Origin of the sequence: Burkholderia sp. Ap-955, assembly GCF_011753045.1 — a bacterium.
GTDB lineage: Bacteria > Pseudomonadota > Gammaproteobacteria > Burkholderiales > Burkholderiaceae > Burkholderia > Burkholderia lata_D.
In genome coordinates, this window is sequence record NZ_VWWH01000004.1 from 60,943 (window position 1) to 76,159 (window position 15,217).

Consider the following 15,217-nt stretch of genomic DNA (forward strand, 5'->3'; position numbering starts at 1 on the left):
CTGGAACGACTGGGACGCCGGCCGGAACCGGCGATGAAGCACATGCCTGTATGAATGCGACCGTCAGCGGCGCCGCCGGCGCAGGATGTCGACGTAGACGGCGAGGATGATGATCACGCCCGTCACGACCGTCTGCCATTCCTGCGCGACCGACATGATGCGCAGGCCGTTCGTCAGCACGCTCATGATGAACGCGCCGATGATGGTGCCGACGATGCTGCCCGCGCCGCCCGACAACGACGTGCCGCCGATCACCACGGCCGCGATCGCATCGAGCTCGTAGCCTTGCCCGAGCGCGGGCTGCGCGGAATTCAGCCGCGACGCGATCAGCAGCCCGGCGATCCCGCACACCGCGCCGCTGAACGTGTAGACCGCGATCTTCCACGCATCGACGTTGACGCCCGACAGCCGCAGCGCTTCCTCGTTGCTGCCGAGCGCGAACGTGTAGCGGCCGAAGATCGTGCGGTTCAGCACGATCGACGCGCCAACCGCGACGAGGAACAGGATCAGCACCGCATTCGGAATCGGCAGCGCGGGAATCAGGTTGCCGATCAGCGAATCCTGCGCGATCGACGTGAAGCCCGGCGTGTCGTTGAAGTAGATCGGCCGCGTGCCCGAGATCACGAGCGACAGCCCCTTGAGCAGCATCATCATGCCGAGCGTCGCGATGAACGGCGGCACCTTCATCTTCGCGATCACGAAGCCCGACACGCTGCCCGACAGCGCGCCGAAGCACAGCGCGGCCAGGATCCCGAGCGGCAGCGGCATGCCCCACTTCGTCAGCACGACGCCGGCCATCACCGCGCAGAACGTCATCAGCGTGCCGACCGACAGGTCGATGCCCGACGTGATGATCACGTAGGTACAGGCGACGGCCAGCACGCCGTTTACCGCGGTGGCCTGCAGGATCGCGACGAGGTTGTCGACCTCGAGGAAGTTCGGCGACGCGAAGCTGAAGAACACGATCAGCAGCACGAGGCTCGCGAACGCGAGCAGCTTCTGCCGCGCGGCCGGGTTGAAGAAGCGGGCGCGGAAGCCGGATGCGCCGGCCGGCGCGTCACCGGAAGCGAGAGGCGGAACGGGATGCGTATCGTTGGACATGATCGGGTAAGCGTCTCGGCGTCTGATTCAGGACAATACGGTCGACTCGCGCTGCGTCGCGAGCTGCATGATCTTTTCCTGCGTGGCCTCGGCCGCGCGCAATTCGCCGGTCACGCGTCCTTCGCACATCACGAGAATCCGGTGGCTCATGCGCAGCACCTCGGGCAACTCCGACGAGATCATCACGATCGCCTTGCCGTCCGCGGCGAGCGCGTCGAGCAGCTTGTAGATCTCGCTTTTCGCGCCGACGTCGATGCCGCGCGTCGGCTCGTCGAAGAACAGGATGTCGCAGTCGCGCAGCAGCCACTTCGCGATCACGATCTTCTGCTGGTTGCCGCCCGACAGCAGCCGCGCCGGCTGGGCGACCGACGGCGTGCGGATCGCGAGCTGCCGCACGTACGACTGCGCGGTATCGCGCAACGCACGCGCGTCGAGGAACATGCCGCGGCGCACGAAGCGGCGCATGCTCGACAGCGCGATGTTGTTCTGCACGTCCATCCCGACCGCGAGCCCGAAGTGCTTGCGATCCTCGGACAGGTAGCCGATGCCGTACTTCACCGCATCGGCCGGCGTGCGGATCGTCACGACCCTGCCGTTCACGCGGATCTCGCCCGCATCGACCGGGTCCGCGCCGAACACCGCGCGCGCGACCTCGGTGCGGCCTGCGCCCATCAACCCGGCGAAGCCGAGAATCTCGCCGCGCCGCAGCGTGAAGCCGACATCGCGGATCGCGCGGCCGCGCGACAGCCCGCGCACTTCGAGCGCGACGTCGTTCGCGGACGTATCGGGCGGCGTGCGGAATTCGGTCGCGAGCTGGCGGCCGACCATCATCGCGATGATCGTGTCCATCGACGTGTCCGCCATCGGCACGGTCGCCACGTACTTGCCGTCGCGCATCACGGTCACGCGATCGGCGATCTGGCGCAGTTCGTCCATCTTGTGCGAGATGTAGACGATGCCGACACCGTGCGTGCGCAAATCGCGGATGATGCGGAACAGCTCGGCGATCTCCGCGTTGTTGAGCGCGGCGGTCGGCTCGTCCATGATCAGCACGCGCGAGTCGAACGACAGCGCCTTCGCGATCTCGACCATCTGCTGCTTCGCCACCGTGAGCCGGCCGACCGGCGTACGCGGGTCGAGATCGAGCCGCATCCGCGCGAAGATCGCGGCCGCGTCGCGGTTGAGTGCCGCTTCGTCGACGAACACGCCGAAGCGGCCGCGCGGCTCGCGGCCGATGAAGATGTTCTGCGCGACGCTCAGGTGGTTCATCAGGTTCAGTTCCTGATGGATGATGCCGATCCCGAGCGCCTGCGCGGCGCGCGGATCGGCGATCTCCACCGCGCGGCCGTCCATCCGGATCTCGCCGTCGTCGCGCTGGTAGACGCCCGCCAGGATCTTCATCAGCGTCGACTTGCCGGCGCCGTTCTCGCCCATCAGCGCATGCACTTCGCCGGCACGCAGGTCGAAACGGCAATCGTCGAGCGCCTGCACGCCGGGGAAGCGCTTGCCGATGCCGGTCAATGCGATCAACGGCGGCGCGGTGTTCGGGTTCAGGTCCGGTTGCATGGATCGCCGCCCTCAACTGATCGCACGGTCGAGATGCGTATAGCCGCCGTCGACGAACAGCCACTGGCCCGTCGTGTGCGATGCGCGCGCCGACAGCAGGAACACGGCCGTATCGGCGATTTCGTCGGCGGTCGTGAAGCGTTTGCCGAGCGGCACCTTGCCGGCAATTTCCGCGACCTTCGCTTGCGGGTCGTCGAAGCCGGCGATCCAGTTCTGATAGAGCGGCGTCATCACCTCGGCCGGAATCACCGCGTTCACGCGCACGCCGTCGTCACGCAACGCGACGGCCCATTCGCGCGTCAACGCAAGCTGTGCGCCCTTCGATGCGCAATAGCCGCTCGTGTTGCCCTGCCCGGTGACGGCCGTCTTCGACGAAATATTGACGATCGCGCCGCGCGACGCCTTCAGGTGCGGCACGCAGTAGTGCGCCATCACGTAGTAGTGGATCAGGTTGCGTTCGAGCGACGCGACGAACGCATCGCGTCCGGCATCGAGCCCGATGCTGTCGTTGACGCCCGCGTTGTTGACCAGGCCGTCGAGTCGGCCGAAGCGCGTGACCGTTTCCGCAACGGCATCGCGGCACTGCGCATCGTCCTGCAATTCGACCGAGATGCACGCGGCCTGCGGCTGCTTCTGCACGAGTGCGCGCCAGAATGCGTCGTCGGGCGCGTGGCGCGCGAACACCACCGGAATCGCGCCTTCTTCGGCCAGCCGCATCGAGATCGCGGCGCCGATGCCCGACGCGCCGCCGGTCACGATCACGACCTTGTGTTGCAGATTTAGATCCACTTCGCGTCTCCGTCGTTCATGTTGTCGGCACGCTCAACGCGTGTCAGCCGCGGAACCGGTACTGCTCCAGCGATTCGGGCTTCATCTCGATCGAGAAACCTGGCGCCGTCGGCGGCATGTACGCCGCGCCGCGCACGACGCACGGTTCGACGAAATGCTCGTGCAGGTGATCGACGTACTCGGTCACGCGCCCTTCCTTCGTGCCGGCAATGCAGATGTAATCGATCATCGACAGATGCTGCACGTACTCGCACAACCCGACGCCGCCCGCATGCGGGCACACGGGCAGCCCGTACTTCGCGGCCATCAGCATCACCGCGAGAATCTCGTTCACGCCGCCGAGCCGGCACGCATCGATCTGCACGACGTCGATCGCGCCGCGCGCGATGAACTGCTTGAACAGCACGCGGTTCTGGCACATCTCGCCGGTCGCGACCTGCACGGGCGCGATCGCCTTGCGGATCTTGCGATGCCCTTCAACGTCGTCGGGGCTGGTCGGCTCCTCGATGAACCACGGCCGCGCGAACGCCAGCTCGCGCACCCAGTCGATCGCCTCGTCCACTTCCCACACCTGGTTCGCGTCGATCATCAGCTTGCGGTCCGGGCCGATCACCTCGCGCGCGATCGTCACGCGGCGGATATCGTTCTCCAGGTTCGCGCCGACCTTCAGCTTCACGTACTCGAACCCGGCTTCGACGGCTTCGCGGCACAGCCGCCGCAGCTTGTCGTCGCTGTAGCCGAGCCAGCCGGCCGACGTCGTGTAGCACGGGTAGCCGTCGCGCTCGAGCAGCGCGATCCGGTCGGCCTTGCCGGGCGCCTGGCGGCGCAGCAGGTCGAGCGCTTCGTCCGGCGTCAGGCAGTCGGTCAGATAGCGGAAGTCGATCGCGCGCACCAGCTCCTCGGGGCTCATGTCGGCCACGAGCCGCCACAGCGGCTTGCGTTCGGCTTTCGCCCACAGATCCCACACCGCGTTGACGACCGCGCCCGTCGCCAGGTGGATCGCGCCCTTGTCGGGGCCGATCCAGCGCAGCTGGCTGTCCGACGTCACGTGCCGCCAGAAGCGGCCCATGTCTTCGCGGATCCAGTCGAGGTCGAGGCCGACGACGAGGTGACGCATCGCGTCGATCGCCGCGCAGCAGATTTCGTTGCCGCGCCCGATGGTGAACGTGAGCCCGTGACCTTCGAGCCCGTCATGGTCGGTTTCGAGCACGACGTAGGCCGCCGAATAATCGGGGTCCGGATTCATCGCATCGGAGCCGTCGAGCTGGCGCGAGGTCGGGAAGCGCACGTCGAGGACGCGCATCGATCGAATGATAGGCATGGCGAACCGTCCGTTAAAGGAAATCAGGCCTGCACGGTGCGCTGGCGTTGCTCGCCGAGCCCGTCGATGCCGAGCGTGATCACCTGTCCGGCGCGCAGATAGACGGGCGGCTTCTGCCCGAGGCCGACACCGGGCGGCGTGCCGGTCGAGATCACGTCGCCCGGCTGCAGGCTCATGAAGCGGCTCAGGTAGCTGATCAGGTGCGGCACGCGGAACACCATCGTCGCGGTGGTGCCGTTCTGGTAGCGATGGCCGTCGACGTCGAGCCACAGCCGCAGCGCGTGCGGATCGGGCACTTCGTCGGCCGTCACGAGCCACGGGCCGAGCGGCCCGAACGTGTCGTTGCCCTTGCCCTTGTCCCACGTGCCGCCGCGTTCGAGCTGGAATTCGCGCTCCGACACGTCGTTCACGACGCAATAGCCGGCGACGTGCGACAGCGCGTCGGCTTCCGCGATGTAGCGGCCGCCCTGGCCAATGACCACGCCGAGCTCGACTTCCCAGTCGGTCTTCTCCGAGCCGCGCGGAATCTCGACGTCGTCGTTCGGCCCCGAGATCGCGCTCGTCCACTTGCCGAACACGACGGGCTCCTTCGGCACTTCCATCCCCGATTCGGCCGCGTGGTCGGAATAGTTGAGCCCGATGCAGATGAACTTGCCGACGCGGCCCACGCACGCGCCGAGCCGCGGCGTGCCTTCGACCAGCGGCAGCGACGACGGCGGAATGTCGCGCAACCGCGCGAGCGATGCCGGCGCCAGCACGTCGCCGGCGATGTCGTCGATCACGCCGGACAGGTCGCGGATATGGCCCTGCGCATCGAGCAGGCCGGGTTTCTCATGGTGTTTGTCGCCAAATCTCAGCAGTTTCATGTCGTGTCGAGCCGATACGGAAAGTGAATGGGAGGGCGCGGTCAGTTTGACCAGCCGCCGTCGATCAGGTGGATCGCGCCGGTCGTAAACGACGCTTCGTCGGACGCGAGGTACAGCGCGAGCGCGGCCACTTCCTCCGCGGTTCCGATGCGCCCGATCGGCTGGCGCGCGACGAACGCCTGGCGCACTTCGTCGGTTGACACGTGGCGCGTGCGCGCCTGGTCCGCGATCCGCTGTTCCAGCGACGGCGATTCGATCGTGCCCGGGCAGATCGCGTTGCAGCGGATGCCCCGCTCGACGAAATCGGCGGCCACCGCCTTGGTCAGCCCGATCACGGCCGCCTTGGTCGTGCCGTACACGAAGCGGTTGGGCACGCCCTTCACGCTCGACGCGGCCGACGCCATGTTGATGATCGACGCGCCGCCGGCTTCGAGCATCGCGGGCAGCAGCGCGCGGATCAGCCGGTACATCGACGTGACGTTCAGGTTCAGCGAGAACGCCCATGCTTCGTCGTCGCAGTCGAGGATCGAGCCGTGGTGCACGAAGCCCGCGCAGTTGAACAGCACGTCGAATGCGCGTTCGCTCGCGGCGAGCGCCGCGACGTCCTGCGCATCGGTCACGTCGAGCCGACGCGTGGCCAGCCGGCCGCCCGCGCGCTCGGCGTCGGCCTCGAGCCGCACGAGCGCGGCTTCGTTGATGTCGGTCGCCAGCACGTCGGCGCCCTCGCTCGCGAACCGCAGCGCGGTCGCGCGGCCGATGCCCTGCCCGGCCGCCGTCACCAGCGCGCGTTTGCCCTGCAATCTCATGAGCACCTCCCGGAAAAGCCGGCCACCCGTCGGCCGATTGGCACAAAGGACTAAAGGTCCAGCCAATCATAGGAAGTGATTCCGCGTTTGTCACGGAATCGGGATTCAGTATTTACCCGGGTGGGGAAATCGGGCCGTCGAGCAAGGATTTGGCGTTCGAAGGCGCTCGGAGCGCCTGTCCGGGGGGCTGCACAACCTCAATATCGGCGGGGCTTCGGGCGGGATGACGGCACACGTCCTGGCGCGGCACCCCGCCAAACTGACGAAAAAGTCATGTTCACGTCAGGGTCTCAACGGGATGCGCGCGCCATCATGACGTACCGGACTGCGCATCCGGTCCATCGCCACCCCGCCCGCGTTCGATCCCTGCGGGCACCTCCGTCCCCCGGCGATGGGCTCCGTGACTGGGCGAGCAGACACGGCGCGCAGGCCGATTTTCCGCCCCGGGCTTCACGTCCGGGGCGTTTTTGTCTGTGGTTTCCAAGAAAATAAGCTTGGATTGTTTCTAAATCGGCAAAAGGTAATTTGAGCCAGACAGGATGTTTTTTCCGGTCACAGACGCTTACATTTAGCGCACCACTCATGGAAACCGCTACGGATTCGCCATCGGGTAGTGACATCCACTGCCATGACCGAACCGCACGAGCTTTAGGAAACGGCAAATGAAGGCCTCCAAATCCCTGCCTGCGCTCGATCCCGCCGACGTTCACGTCGAAATCCTCGAACGTTCCGATACGCTGCTCGTCGTCCGCTGGGTCGAACCCGGCCGCTGTCACTACGGTGAACAGCGCTGGCGCCGCCGCTTCGCGCAACGCACCGGCACCTGCGCGCTGTCGCGCCAGGTAATCCACCGCGGCGACGAAGTCTTCCGCCCGGCCGAACGCCCGGCACCCGCGAACGCGGCCGCGATGATCTCCGCCGCCGAAGTGCTCGCGCTGGCCGGCGGCAGGTAAATCCTGCCGGCCGCGCATCACGGCACGCGGCGCCTCACGATGCGCCGGCCCTAGAAGCGCCGGTCTAGTTCCCCAGCTTGTCTGCCACGCCCGCGCGCACTATCGTTACACCACTCAATGTAACGATTACGTGTCGCGGCCGCCCGGCCGCGCCGATGGAGGCAGACATGCATGCATGGAGCGCGCGCCACGTCCCGGCGCAAGGCGGCAAGGTCGCGGTCGTGACCGGCGCCAACAGCGGGCTCGGCTGGCAGCTGGCGGAAACGCTGGCCGCGAAAGGCGCGACGGTCGTGATGGGCTGCCGCGACGCCGGCCGCGCCGCGCAGGCGGCCGACGCGATCCGCCGGCTCCATCCCGATGCCCGCGTCGAAGTCGATGCGCTCGACCTCGCCGATCTCGCGTCGATCGCACGCTTCGCGGCCGATGTGGCCGAACGCCATGGGCGCGTCGATATCCTCTGCAACAACGCCGGCGTGATGTTCCTGCCGCTGCGTCATACGCACGACGGCTTCGAGATGCAGTTCGGCACCAACCACCTCGGCCATTTCGCGCTCACCGGCCATCTGCTGCCCGCGCTGCGCGCCGCGCGCCGCGCGCGGGTCGTGACGATGTCGAGCGGCCTCAACCGCGGCGGCCGGATCCGCGTCGACGACCTGCGCGCCGAGCACCGCTACAACCGTTATCTCGCCTATTGCGACAGCAAGCTCGCCAATCTCGTGTTCGCGATCGAGCTGCAGCGCCGTTTCGAGCGCGCGGCGTTCGCCGGGATCAGCGTGGCCGCGCACCCGGGCTACGCGGCGACCAACCTGCAGTTCGCGGGCCCGGCGATGGACAGCTCGCCCGCCCGTGCCGCACTGATGCACGCCGCGAACCGTTATCTCGCCCAGCCGGCCGACCAGGGCGCGCTGCCCGCGATTCATGCGGCAACGTCGCCCGATCTCGCCGGCGGCGCGTACATCGGGCCGTCCGGCTGGTTCGAGTCGCGCGGGCTGCCGGCGCCCGCGAGCGTGCCACGCGCAGCGCGCGACGTGGCCTCCGCGGCGCTGTTGTGGGAAGCCTCGGAAGCGGCGACGGGCGTGCGCTTCCTCAGTTCGGGCGCACCGGCCGGACGCGCGCCGGGGCGGCCGTTCGACACGGCGGCCGAGGTGCGCTGAATCGCGCGTCGGGCGCCGCAACATTCGCCCTACTCGTTGCATCAACCGAAAAGAAAGCCGGTTGAAAGACTGATTCGACGGACTACTGTTACCACCCAGGAAACAATCTATCGTCAAAACCAGCGTTTACCCTGAACCCTCCGATGACTAAGATTTGATCAATCGCTTAAGACATCGTGTCGAGAGCGAACTCAATAAAACACCGGAGGTCATCATGAAATCGCTCGTTTCCGCAGTCGTTGCCGCTGCCGCCCTGTCCGCTTCGTTCGGCGCATTCGCTCAAAGCACCGTGACCCGCGCTCAAGTGCGCAACGAACTGGTCCAGCTCGAACAAGCCGGCTACAAGCCGGGCGTGTCGAGCCCGTACTACCCGAACGACATCCAGAGCGCCGAAGCGCGTGTTCATGGTGCCGACACCAGCGGCTACGGCGCACAACCGGCTCCGGCCGTCCACTCGGGCGCCCCGGCTGCATCGTCGAACGCTCGCGACTCGATCTTCTTCGGCCAGTAAGCCGATGCGCCCTCGGCGGGCGCCGCGCGTCGCGCGATGAAGCAATATCCGGACGAGCCCCCTTGCGGGGCTCGTCCTTTTTTATGAACGCATACCTCCGCCGTCCGGCAACGGGTGGCTTCGCCCGGGCGCTTGGCGTCCGGGTGTTTTTTCATCTGCGAGGGATGCGTGCGAGCAGGATGAAGCCGCGCGCCCCCGTCAGCGCGGCGCGGCCGCGGCCGGCGCCGAACGCGACAGCACGCGCCACCGCGACAGCAGTTCGTCGCGATCGACGTAGCAGCCCTGCAGGTGCCGGCGGCCGGTAGACGGATCGAACTCGGTGCGCGCATGCAGCACGCGCCGGTTGTCGAACGCCCACATGTCGCCCGCCCGCAGCCGGCGCTGCACGCGAAAGCGCGGCTCGCGCGCCAGCGCGAGAAACCGCCGGTACGCGCGATAGACGGCCGCGACCGAGCCGGCCGGCGCATCGAGCGGCCCGCGCAGGAAGTTCGCGACGCGCACCTCCGTCACGTTGCCGCGCGCGTCGAGCCCGATCACCGGCGCCGAGCAGCGGTAGTCGCTGTTCGCACTCTTGTTCCAGAACTCGAACGGCGTCGAAGCGAGTTGTTCGAAATCGGCCGGATGCTCGCGCCGCAGCGCATCGGCCAGCGCGAAGCCGTCGAGGAACACGCTGTCGCCGCCGGTCGCGTCGTTCGCGAGGCAATGCAGGAACTGCACGCCCGGCTGCAACTCGCGGGTCGGCAAGTCGGTATGCGGCGGCAGGTTCAGCGACGTATACGCATTGCTGTCCGGGCGCGGCTTCGATTCGACGTCGAACAGCACGCCGAAATTGCTCTCGCGGATCAGGCCGATGCGGCGCGCAATCTCGTCGACACGGCCACGCTCGGCCGGCACGCCTTCGACGAGCGTCAGCCCCGTGCGTTGCAACGCGGCGAGCCACGCGAGCAATGCGCCATCGTCCTCCATCACGTCGCGCCACGCGAATACGCCGATGGCCGTCGCATCGTCACCGGCCCATACGTGCCGCCCGTGCGCGGCCTGGCGCTCCGCGCGCGACGCGTCGTCGTATGCATGCGCGCGCAACCAGCCCGGCGACCACGCGCTGCGATGTCCGTCATTCCACTCGACATGTAGCGCGCCGTCGGCTTCGACGTGCACCGTCAGTGCGGAGAGATCCTCGCGCGCATCGGCGATCTCGAACACCTGTTCACGCGTGACGGCATGCACGCATGCGGAACACGCGCAGTTGTCGCGCAGCCAGTCGAAATGAAACGGCGATCGTCGCGTGTCGCTCCATTCGATGTCCACCGCGCCGTCGCCAATCGTCGCCGCCGCGATGGCCGCGTCGGCCGAAAACGTCCGCCAGTCCTCGATACGGTGTTGCGCTGCCTGCATCGTTGCCTCCCGGAAACGCCCGCTACGCGTGTGGTGCGAGCAGAAACCCGCCGACCGTCCGGTGCAGCCGCGCCGCCTGCGGGCTCGTTCCGAGCGCGCGCCAGCAGCCGTGCACCAGCCCTTCTCCCATCCAGTAATGCGCGGCCCCGCCGGCCGCGCGAATCCGTTCGACGTACACGCGCGCGTCGTCGCGCAGCGGATCGTGTTCCGCGCCGATCGCGAGCACGGGCGGCAGGCCGTCGAAACGAGAAGCCGCGAGCGGCACCGATGCACGCAGCAGCGGGTCGCCGTCTCCCAGCGCATCGAGCAAGCAGCCGTCCCAGTACAGCGCGCGATAGCGATGGACGTCGTCGAGCGTCAGCATCGGCGCATGCGCTTCCGTTTCGCGCGCGGGCGATTGCGGTTCGAACCCGAGCATCGGATAGACGAGCGCGATGCCGTCGACACCGCCTTCGCCCGCATCGCGCAGCGCGGTAGCCACGGCCGCCGCGAGCATGCCGCCCGCGCTGTCGCCCGCGAGCGTCAGCGGATGCACGCACGGACCGAACGGCCAGCGTGCGTCACGCGCGGCACGCGTGACCTCCAGGCAATCTTCAAGCGCGGCCGGCGCACGATGCTCGGGCGCGAGCCGGTAGTCGACCGCGATCACGTCGAGCCCCGTATCGGCCGCCAGTTGCGCGGTGATCAGCGCGTGACTGTCGAGCGAGCCGACGACGAAGCCGCCGCCATGAAAAAACAGCACCGTGCCGCGCGGCGTGCGGTGCGCGGACGTGTAGCGCCGCAGCGCGATCGTGCGGCCGTCGGCGGCATGCCAGGCGGCGTCCTGCTGCACGATGCCGGCCGGCAGCGCGGCCGGCGTCCATTCGGCCGCGAAGCGGTCGTATAGGCGGCGCTGCTCGGCGGGCGAGCGCTCCGCCGCGTCGGCCGGATACCACGCGTCGACGGCGGCAACGAACGTCGCGATTTCCGGTTCGAGCATCGTGTGCGCTCCGCGGTCGAAGGTTCGCGCAGTTATCGGCGCGGCGGCAGCCCGATCACGCGGCCCGCGTACGCGGGCGCCGCGCAATCGCGCTGCAACGCATGCAGCTCGGCTACGCGTGCGGCCACGTCGTCGTCGAACGGCGCCGATTTCGCACCGTCGCGTGTATCGACGTGCAGCAGCATCTGCTCGCTCGCCGATACCGCATCGTCGTGCCCGTCAGCGAACAGCTCGAGATACAGGTGCAGCCGCTTCGCGTCGTGTGCGAGCACGCGCGCATCGACGCGCACCGGCGTGCCCTCCTTGATCTCGTGCAGGTAGTTCACGTGCGCTTCGAGCGTATAGACCGAGCGCCCCCGCTCGCGACGTGCGGCGTCGTCGAGGCCGATGCGGTCCAGCAGCGCATCGGTCGCGAAGCTGAAGATCAACAGATAGAACGCATCGCGCAGGTGGCCGTTGTAGTCGACCCATTCGGGCCGCACCACGTCGCGGTAAATCGTCAGCGGGGTATCGCCGGTCATCGTCTCTCGTCCTCAGTCTTCGAATCGCATCCCGTGCCGCGCCTTCACCGCGGCGATCGACTTCAGCACCTCGGTGATGCACTCGTCGCGATAACGCTCGAGTTCCTTGATGCTGCGCGTGCCCTGCTGTTCGGTCGTGCCTTCGACGACGCTGTCGATCAGCGCGTCAGTCAGCGTGGGCGCGACCAGCTTCGTCCACGGCAATTCGAGCGCGGGGCCGAACTGCTGCATGAAGTGTCGCATGCCCGCATCGCCGCCCGCGAGCGTGTAGGTCAGGAACGTGCCCATGAACGACCAGCGGATGCCCGCGCCGAAGCGGATCGCATCGTCGATCTCGCCGGTCGTCGCGACGCCTTCGTTGACGAGGTGCAGCGCCTCGCGCCACAACGCTTCGAGCAGCCGATCGGCGATGAAGCCCGGCACTTCCTTGCGCACGTGCAGCGGCCGCATGCCGAGCTTGCGATAGATCTCCATCGCGCCTTCGACCGCTTCCGGCGACGTGCGCGCGCCGCCGAGCACCTCGACGAGCGGCAGCAGGTAGACGGGATTGAACGGATGGCCGACCACGCAGCGCTCCGGATGCGTCGCCCGTGCGTAGAAATCCGTCGGCAGCAGCCCCGACGTCGACGACGCGATGATCGCGTCGGGCTTCGCCGCGCGGCTGATCTGCTCGTGCAGTTCGAGCTTCAGCGCCTCGCGCTCGGGCGCGCTTTCCTGGATGAAATCCGCCTCGGCGACGCATGCCTCGATCGTCGAGACGAAACGCAGCCGCGCGGGATCGGCGCCCGGCGCGAGGCCGACGCGTTCGAGCGCGGGCCACGCATTCGCGACGTTCGCGCGCAGCCGCGCTTCCGCGCCCGGCGCCGGGTCCCATACGACCACGTCGAGACCGTGCGCGAGCGCGCGGGAAATCCATCCGCTGCCGATCACGCCGGTGCCGATGGCGGCGAACGTCTTGATGTCGGTCTTCACAGCCATGTCAACGCATCCTTCAAATCAGGGGAAATCGGTGGGCGGTCGCGCCTGTGCGCGCCGCCATGTCGTATCAATCAGTCGGCTGAAAACTCACGCGAACTCGGCGATCGCACGGCGTTCGAGCGGACGCTCGCCGCGTGCCGGCAAGCCGAGCTTGCGGCGGCCTTCGGCCGGCGTCAGCACGCGGGCACCGAGCCGTTCGATGATTTCTCGCGCACGCTCGACGAGCGTGCCGTTGGTCGCATGCACGCCGCGATCGAGCCAGATGTTGTCCTCGAGGCCGACCCGCACGTGGCCGCCGAGCAGCATCGCCTGCGCGACCATCGGCATCTGCATGCGGCCGATCCCGAAGCCGGCCCAGTGCGCGCCCGGCGGCAGGTTGTCGACCATCGCCTTCATCGTGCCGGTATCGGCCGGCGCGCCCCAGGGAATGCCGAGGCACAGCTGGAACAGCGGCGGATCGTCGAGCAGCCCTTCCTTCAACAGCTGCTTCGCGAACCACAGATGGCCCGTGTCGAAGATCTCCAGTTCCGGCTTCACGCCGAGTTCCTGGATGCGCTTCGCGCCGGCGCGCAATTGCGCGGGCGTCGATACGTAGATGTAGTCGCCATCGCCGAAATTCAGCGTGCCGCAGTCGAGCGTGCAGATTTCGGGCAGCAGCTCCTCGACGTGCGCGAGGCGCGTGAGGCCGCCGACCAGATCGGTGCCCTTGCCGAAACGCATCGGGTCCTCGCCCGGGCCGATCTCGAGATCGCCGCCCATGCCGGCCGTCAGGTTGATGATCACGTCGACGTCGGCCGAGCGGATGCGGTCGACCACTTCGCGGTACAGGTTCGGGTCGCGGCTGCCGCGCCCCGTCTGCGGATCGCGCACGTGGCAGTGCGCCACCGTCGCGCCGGCCTTCGCGGCCTCGATCGCGGCGGCCGCGATCTCCTTCGGCGTGACCGGAATCGCCGGATGCTTGCCGACCGTGTCGCCGGCGCCGGTGACGGCGCAGGTGATGATGACTTCATGGTTCATGCTGGTTGCCTCGTTTGAATCGGGTTGTGTCGCAATGCGGATGTTTCGTCAGGGCGCGCCGCGTGCGGCGCGCGGGCCATCCATCACAGGCCGAGATACGCCTTCACGGCCGGCAGGCCATCCTTGCCGTCGAACGTCTTGACGCCCGCGAGCCACGGATCGAGCACCTGCGGGTTCTTCTTCAGGTATGCCTTCGCGGCATCGGCCGGCTTCGTCTTGTTCATCACCGACTGCATCAGCTGGTTCTCGAGCTGCGTCGAGAAGCGCAGGTTCGTGACGAGCTTGCCGGCGTTCGGGCAGCGGGAAATGAAGTCGGGCGCGGTGAGCGTGTACACGCGCGCTTCGCCGTAGTTCGGTCCGAACGACGCATCGCCGCCGGAGAGATAGTTCATGCTGATCTGGATGTTCATCGGATGCGGTTCCCAGCCGAGGAAGACGACCCACTTCTTCTCGCGGATCGCGCGCTCGACGGTCACCAGCATCCCGGCCTCGCTCGATTCGACGAGCTTGAAGCCGCCGAGCCCGTACTGGTTCGTGTCGATCATCTTCTGGATCGTCGCGTTCGCGCTGCTGCCCGGCTCGATCCCGTAGATCTTGCCGTCGAGTTCCGCGCGGTGCTTCGCGATGTCCTCGAAGGTCTTCAGGCCCGCCTGGTATTCGTAGCTCGGCACCGCGAGCGTCGCCTTCGCGCCCGACAGGTTCGGCGGCTCGACGACGTTGATCGACTTGCTGTCGAGGAACGGCTGGAGCTGCTTCTGCTGCACGGGCCACCAGTAGCCGAGCGATATGTCGAGCTGCTTGCTCTTCAGGCCGGCGAACGAGATCGGCACCGACGCGATCGTCGTGGTCGGCTTGTAGCCAAGCGCCTCGAACACGGTCGACGCGAGCGCCGTGGTCGACGTGATGTCGGTCCAGCCGATATCCGCGAAACGCACGGTGCGGCAAGTCGCGGCATCCGTTTCGGCCTGCGCCGCGTGCGTGAACGCGCCGGTCGCCAGCACGGCCGCGGCAAGCGCGGCGATCTTCGTCGACTTCATGGTTCGTTTCCTCCCGGTTTGACTCGCGGCAGCCGGTGCGCGGGGTGTGCCCGGCCTGCATCGTGGGAGTAAAAGTAACGAGCCATATTGGCCTCGAGAAGACCGGCGGCGACCTGTTCTTGACTGTTTGCGACTATGAGTGGAAACCACTAGGTTTCTTCAGAAGCTTGATAGGCGGGGTTTTCGCGCGCATTTCCGATGGATTCAGCTTGACCACATGCGG

The 15,217-nt window shown here is 67.5% G+C and carries 15 protein-coding genes; 3 read left to right on the forward strand and 12 right to left on the reverse strand.

Translation table 11 applies throughout. The features are described from left to right. Window positions 1–63: 63 nt before the first annotated feature. From F3J15_RS03580 to F3J15_RS03605, 6 genes are read right to left on the reverse strand one after another with little or no spacing between them, the layout of a single operon-like run. Window positions 64–1,101: an ABC transporter permease gene (locus F3J15_RS03580; protein WP_166887870.1), complete on the reverse strand. Its 1,038-nt coding sequence runs from the start codon at window positions 1,099–1,101 to the stop codon at window positions 64–66. A 27-nt stretch (window positions 1,102–1,128) separates the two neighbouring features. Next, window positions 1,129–2,667: a sugar ABC transporter ATP-binding protein gene (locus F3J15_RS03585; RefSeq protein WP_166887873.1), complete on the reverse strand. Its 1,539-nt coding sequence runs from the start codon at window positions 2,665–2,667 to the stop codon at window positions 1,129–1,131. A 12-nt stretch (window positions 2,668–2,679) separates the two neighbouring features. Further along, window positions 2,680–3,456 (reverse strand): SDR family oxidoreductase, encoded by a 777-nt coding sequence (locus F3J15_RS03590; RefSeq protein WP_089448192.1) that lies wholly within the window; start codon window positions 3,454–3,456, stop codon window positions 2,680–2,682. 43 nt (window positions 3,457–3,499) lie between these two features. Further along, a complete protein-coding gene (locus tag F3J15_RS03595; protein ID WP_089448193.1) occupies window positions 3,500–4,777 on the reverse strand; it encodes an L-fuconate dehydratase in 1,278 nt (425 codons plus the stop codon). Window positions 4,778–4,800: 23 nt separating this feature from the next. After that, window positions 4,801–5,643, reverse strand: coding sequence for an ureidoglycolate lyase (locus F3J15_RS03600; RefSeq protein WP_069252330.1), 843 nt, complete (start codon window positions 5,641–5,643; stop codon window positions 4,801–4,803). A 41-nt stretch (window positions 5,644–5,684) separates the two neighbouring features. After that, complete coding sequence (locus F3J15_RS03605; RefSeq protein WP_166887877.1) at window positions 5,685–6,449, reverse strand: SDR family oxidoreductase; 765 nt, start codon at window positions 6,447–6,449, stop codon at window positions 5,685–5,687. A 662-nt stretch (window positions 6,450–7,111) separates the two neighbouring features. Between F3J15_RS03605 and F3J15_RS03610 the strand changes: the two genes are divergently transcribed. The 3 genes from F3J15_RS03610 (at window position 7,112) to F3J15_RS03620 (ending at window position 9,067) form a co-directional block, all read left to right on the forward strand. Then, window positions 7,112–7,402, forward strand: coding sequence for a DUF3331 domain-containing protein (locus tag F3J15_RS03610; protein ID WP_039366241.1), 291 nt, complete (start codon window positions 7,112–7,114; stop codon window positions 7,400–7,402). Window positions 7,403–7,569: 167 nt separating this feature from the next. After that, entirely contained in the window at window positions 7,570–8,556 is a 987-nt protein-coding gene (locus F3J15_RS03615) for an oxidoreductase (protein ID WP_166887880.1), read from the forward strand. 214 nt (window positions 8,557–8,770) lie between these two features. Next, window positions 8,771–9,067, forward strand: a complete 297-nt coding sequence (locus F3J15_RS03620) for a DUF4148 domain-containing protein (protein WP_039366237.1) — start codon at window positions 8,771–8,773, stop codon at window positions 9,065–9,067. Between the two features lie 198 nt (window positions 9,068–9,265). Here F3J15_RS03620 and F3J15_RS03625 read toward each other — a convergent pair whose 3' ends face one another. From F3J15_RS03625 to F3J15_RS03650, 6 genes are all read right to left on the reverse strand, one after another. Beyond that, window positions 9,266–10,462, reverse strand: a complete 1,197-nt coding sequence (locus tag F3J15_RS03625) for a TauD/TfdA family dioxygenase (protein WP_166887883.1) — start codon at window positions 10,460–10,462, stop codon at window positions 9,266–9,268. 22 nt (window positions 10,463–10,484) lie between these two features. Next, window positions 10,485–11,441, reverse strand: coding sequence for an alpha/beta hydrolase (locus F3J15_RS03630; protein WP_166887886.1), 957 nt, complete (start codon window positions 11,439–11,441; stop codon window positions 10,485–10,487). 32 nt (window positions 11,442–11,473) lie between these two features. Next, entirely contained in the window at window positions 11,474–11,962 is a 489-nt protein-coding gene (locus F3J15_RS03635) for a thioesterase family protein (RefSeq protein ID WP_048243371.1), read from the reverse strand. 12 nt (window positions 11,963–11,974) lie between these two features. After that, complete coding sequence (locus F3J15_RS03640; RefSeq protein ID WP_089485184.1) at window positions 11,975–12,940, reverse strand: L-carnitine dehydrogenase; 966 nt, start codon at window positions 12,938–12,940, stop codon at window positions 11,975–11,977. 87 nt (window positions 12,941–13,027) lie between these two features. After that, entirely contained in the window at window positions 13,028–13,957 is a 930-nt protein-coding gene (locus tag F3J15_RS03645; RefSeq protein WP_166887889.1) for a 3-keto-5-aminohexanoate cleavage protein, read from the reverse strand. An 83-nt stretch (window positions 13,958–14,040) separates the two neighbouring features. Next, window positions 14,041–14,994: a choline ABC transporter substrate-binding protein gene (locus F3J15_RS03650; protein ID WP_089448201.1), complete on the reverse strand. Its 954-nt coding sequence runs from the start codon at window positions 14,992–14,994 to the stop codon at window positions 14,041–14,043. Window positions 14,995–15,217 lie beyond the last annotated feature (223 nt).

Bases quoted from the DNA above. Each gene is read 5' to 3' on its own strand.
- F3J15_RS03610 (WP_039366241.1), top strand. From the start codon at position 7,112: ATGAAGGCCTCCAAATCCCTGCCTGCGCTCGATCCCGCCGACGTTCAC.
- F3J15_RS03625 (WP_166887883.1), bottom strand. From the start codon at position 10,462: ATGCAGGCAGCGCAACACCGTATCGAGGACTGGCGGACGTTTTCGGCC.
- F3J15_RS03645 (WP_166887889.1), bottom strand. From the start codon at position 13,957: ATGAACCATGAAGTCATCATCACCTGCGCCGTCACCGGCGCCGGCGAC.
- F3J15_RS03635 (WP_048243371.1), bottom strand. From the start codon at position 11,962: ATGACCGGCGATACCCCGCTGACGATTTACCGCGACGTGGTGCGGCCC.
- F3J15_RS03600 (WP_069252330.1), bottom strand. From the start codon at position 5,643: ATGAAACTGCTGAGATTTGGCGACAAACACCATGAGAAACCCGGCCTG.
- F3J15_RS03595 (WP_089448193.1), bottom strand. From the start codon at position 4,777: ATGCCTATCATTCGATCGATGCGCGTCCTCGACGTGCGCTTCCCGACC.
- F3J15_RS03605 (WP_166887877.1), bottom strand. From the start codon at position 6,449: ATGAGATTGCAGGGCAAACGCGCGCTGGTGACGGCGGCCGGGCAGGGC.
- F3J15_RS03640 (WP_089485184.1), bottom strand. From the start codon at position 12,940: ATGGCTGTGAAGACCGACATCAAGACGTTCGCCGCCATCGGCACCGGC.
- F3J15_RS03580 (WP_166887870.1), bottom strand. From the start codon at position 1,101: ATGTCCAACGATACGCATCCCGTTCCGCCTCTCGCTTCCGGTGACGCG.
- F3J15_RS03585 (WP_166887873.1), bottom strand. From the start codon at position 2,667: ATGCAACCGGACCTGAACCCGAACACCGCGCCGCCGTTGATCGCATTG.
- F3J15_RS03615 (WP_166887880.1), top strand. From the start codon at position 7,570: ATGCATGCATGGAGCGCGCGCCACGTCCCGGCGCAAGGCGGCAAGGTC.
- F3J15_RS03650 (WP_089448201.1), bottom strand. From the start codon at position 14,994: ATGAAGTCGACGAAGATCGCCGCGCTTGCCGCGGCCGTGCTGGCGACC.
- F3J15_RS03630 (WP_166887886.1), bottom strand. From the start codon at position 11,441: ATGCTCGAACCGGAAATCGCGACGTTCGTTGCCGCCGTCGACGCGTGG.
- F3J15_RS03620 (WP_039366237.1), top strand. From the start codon at position 8,771: ATGAAATCGCTCGTTTCCGCAGTCGTTGCCGCTGCCGCCCTGTCCGCT.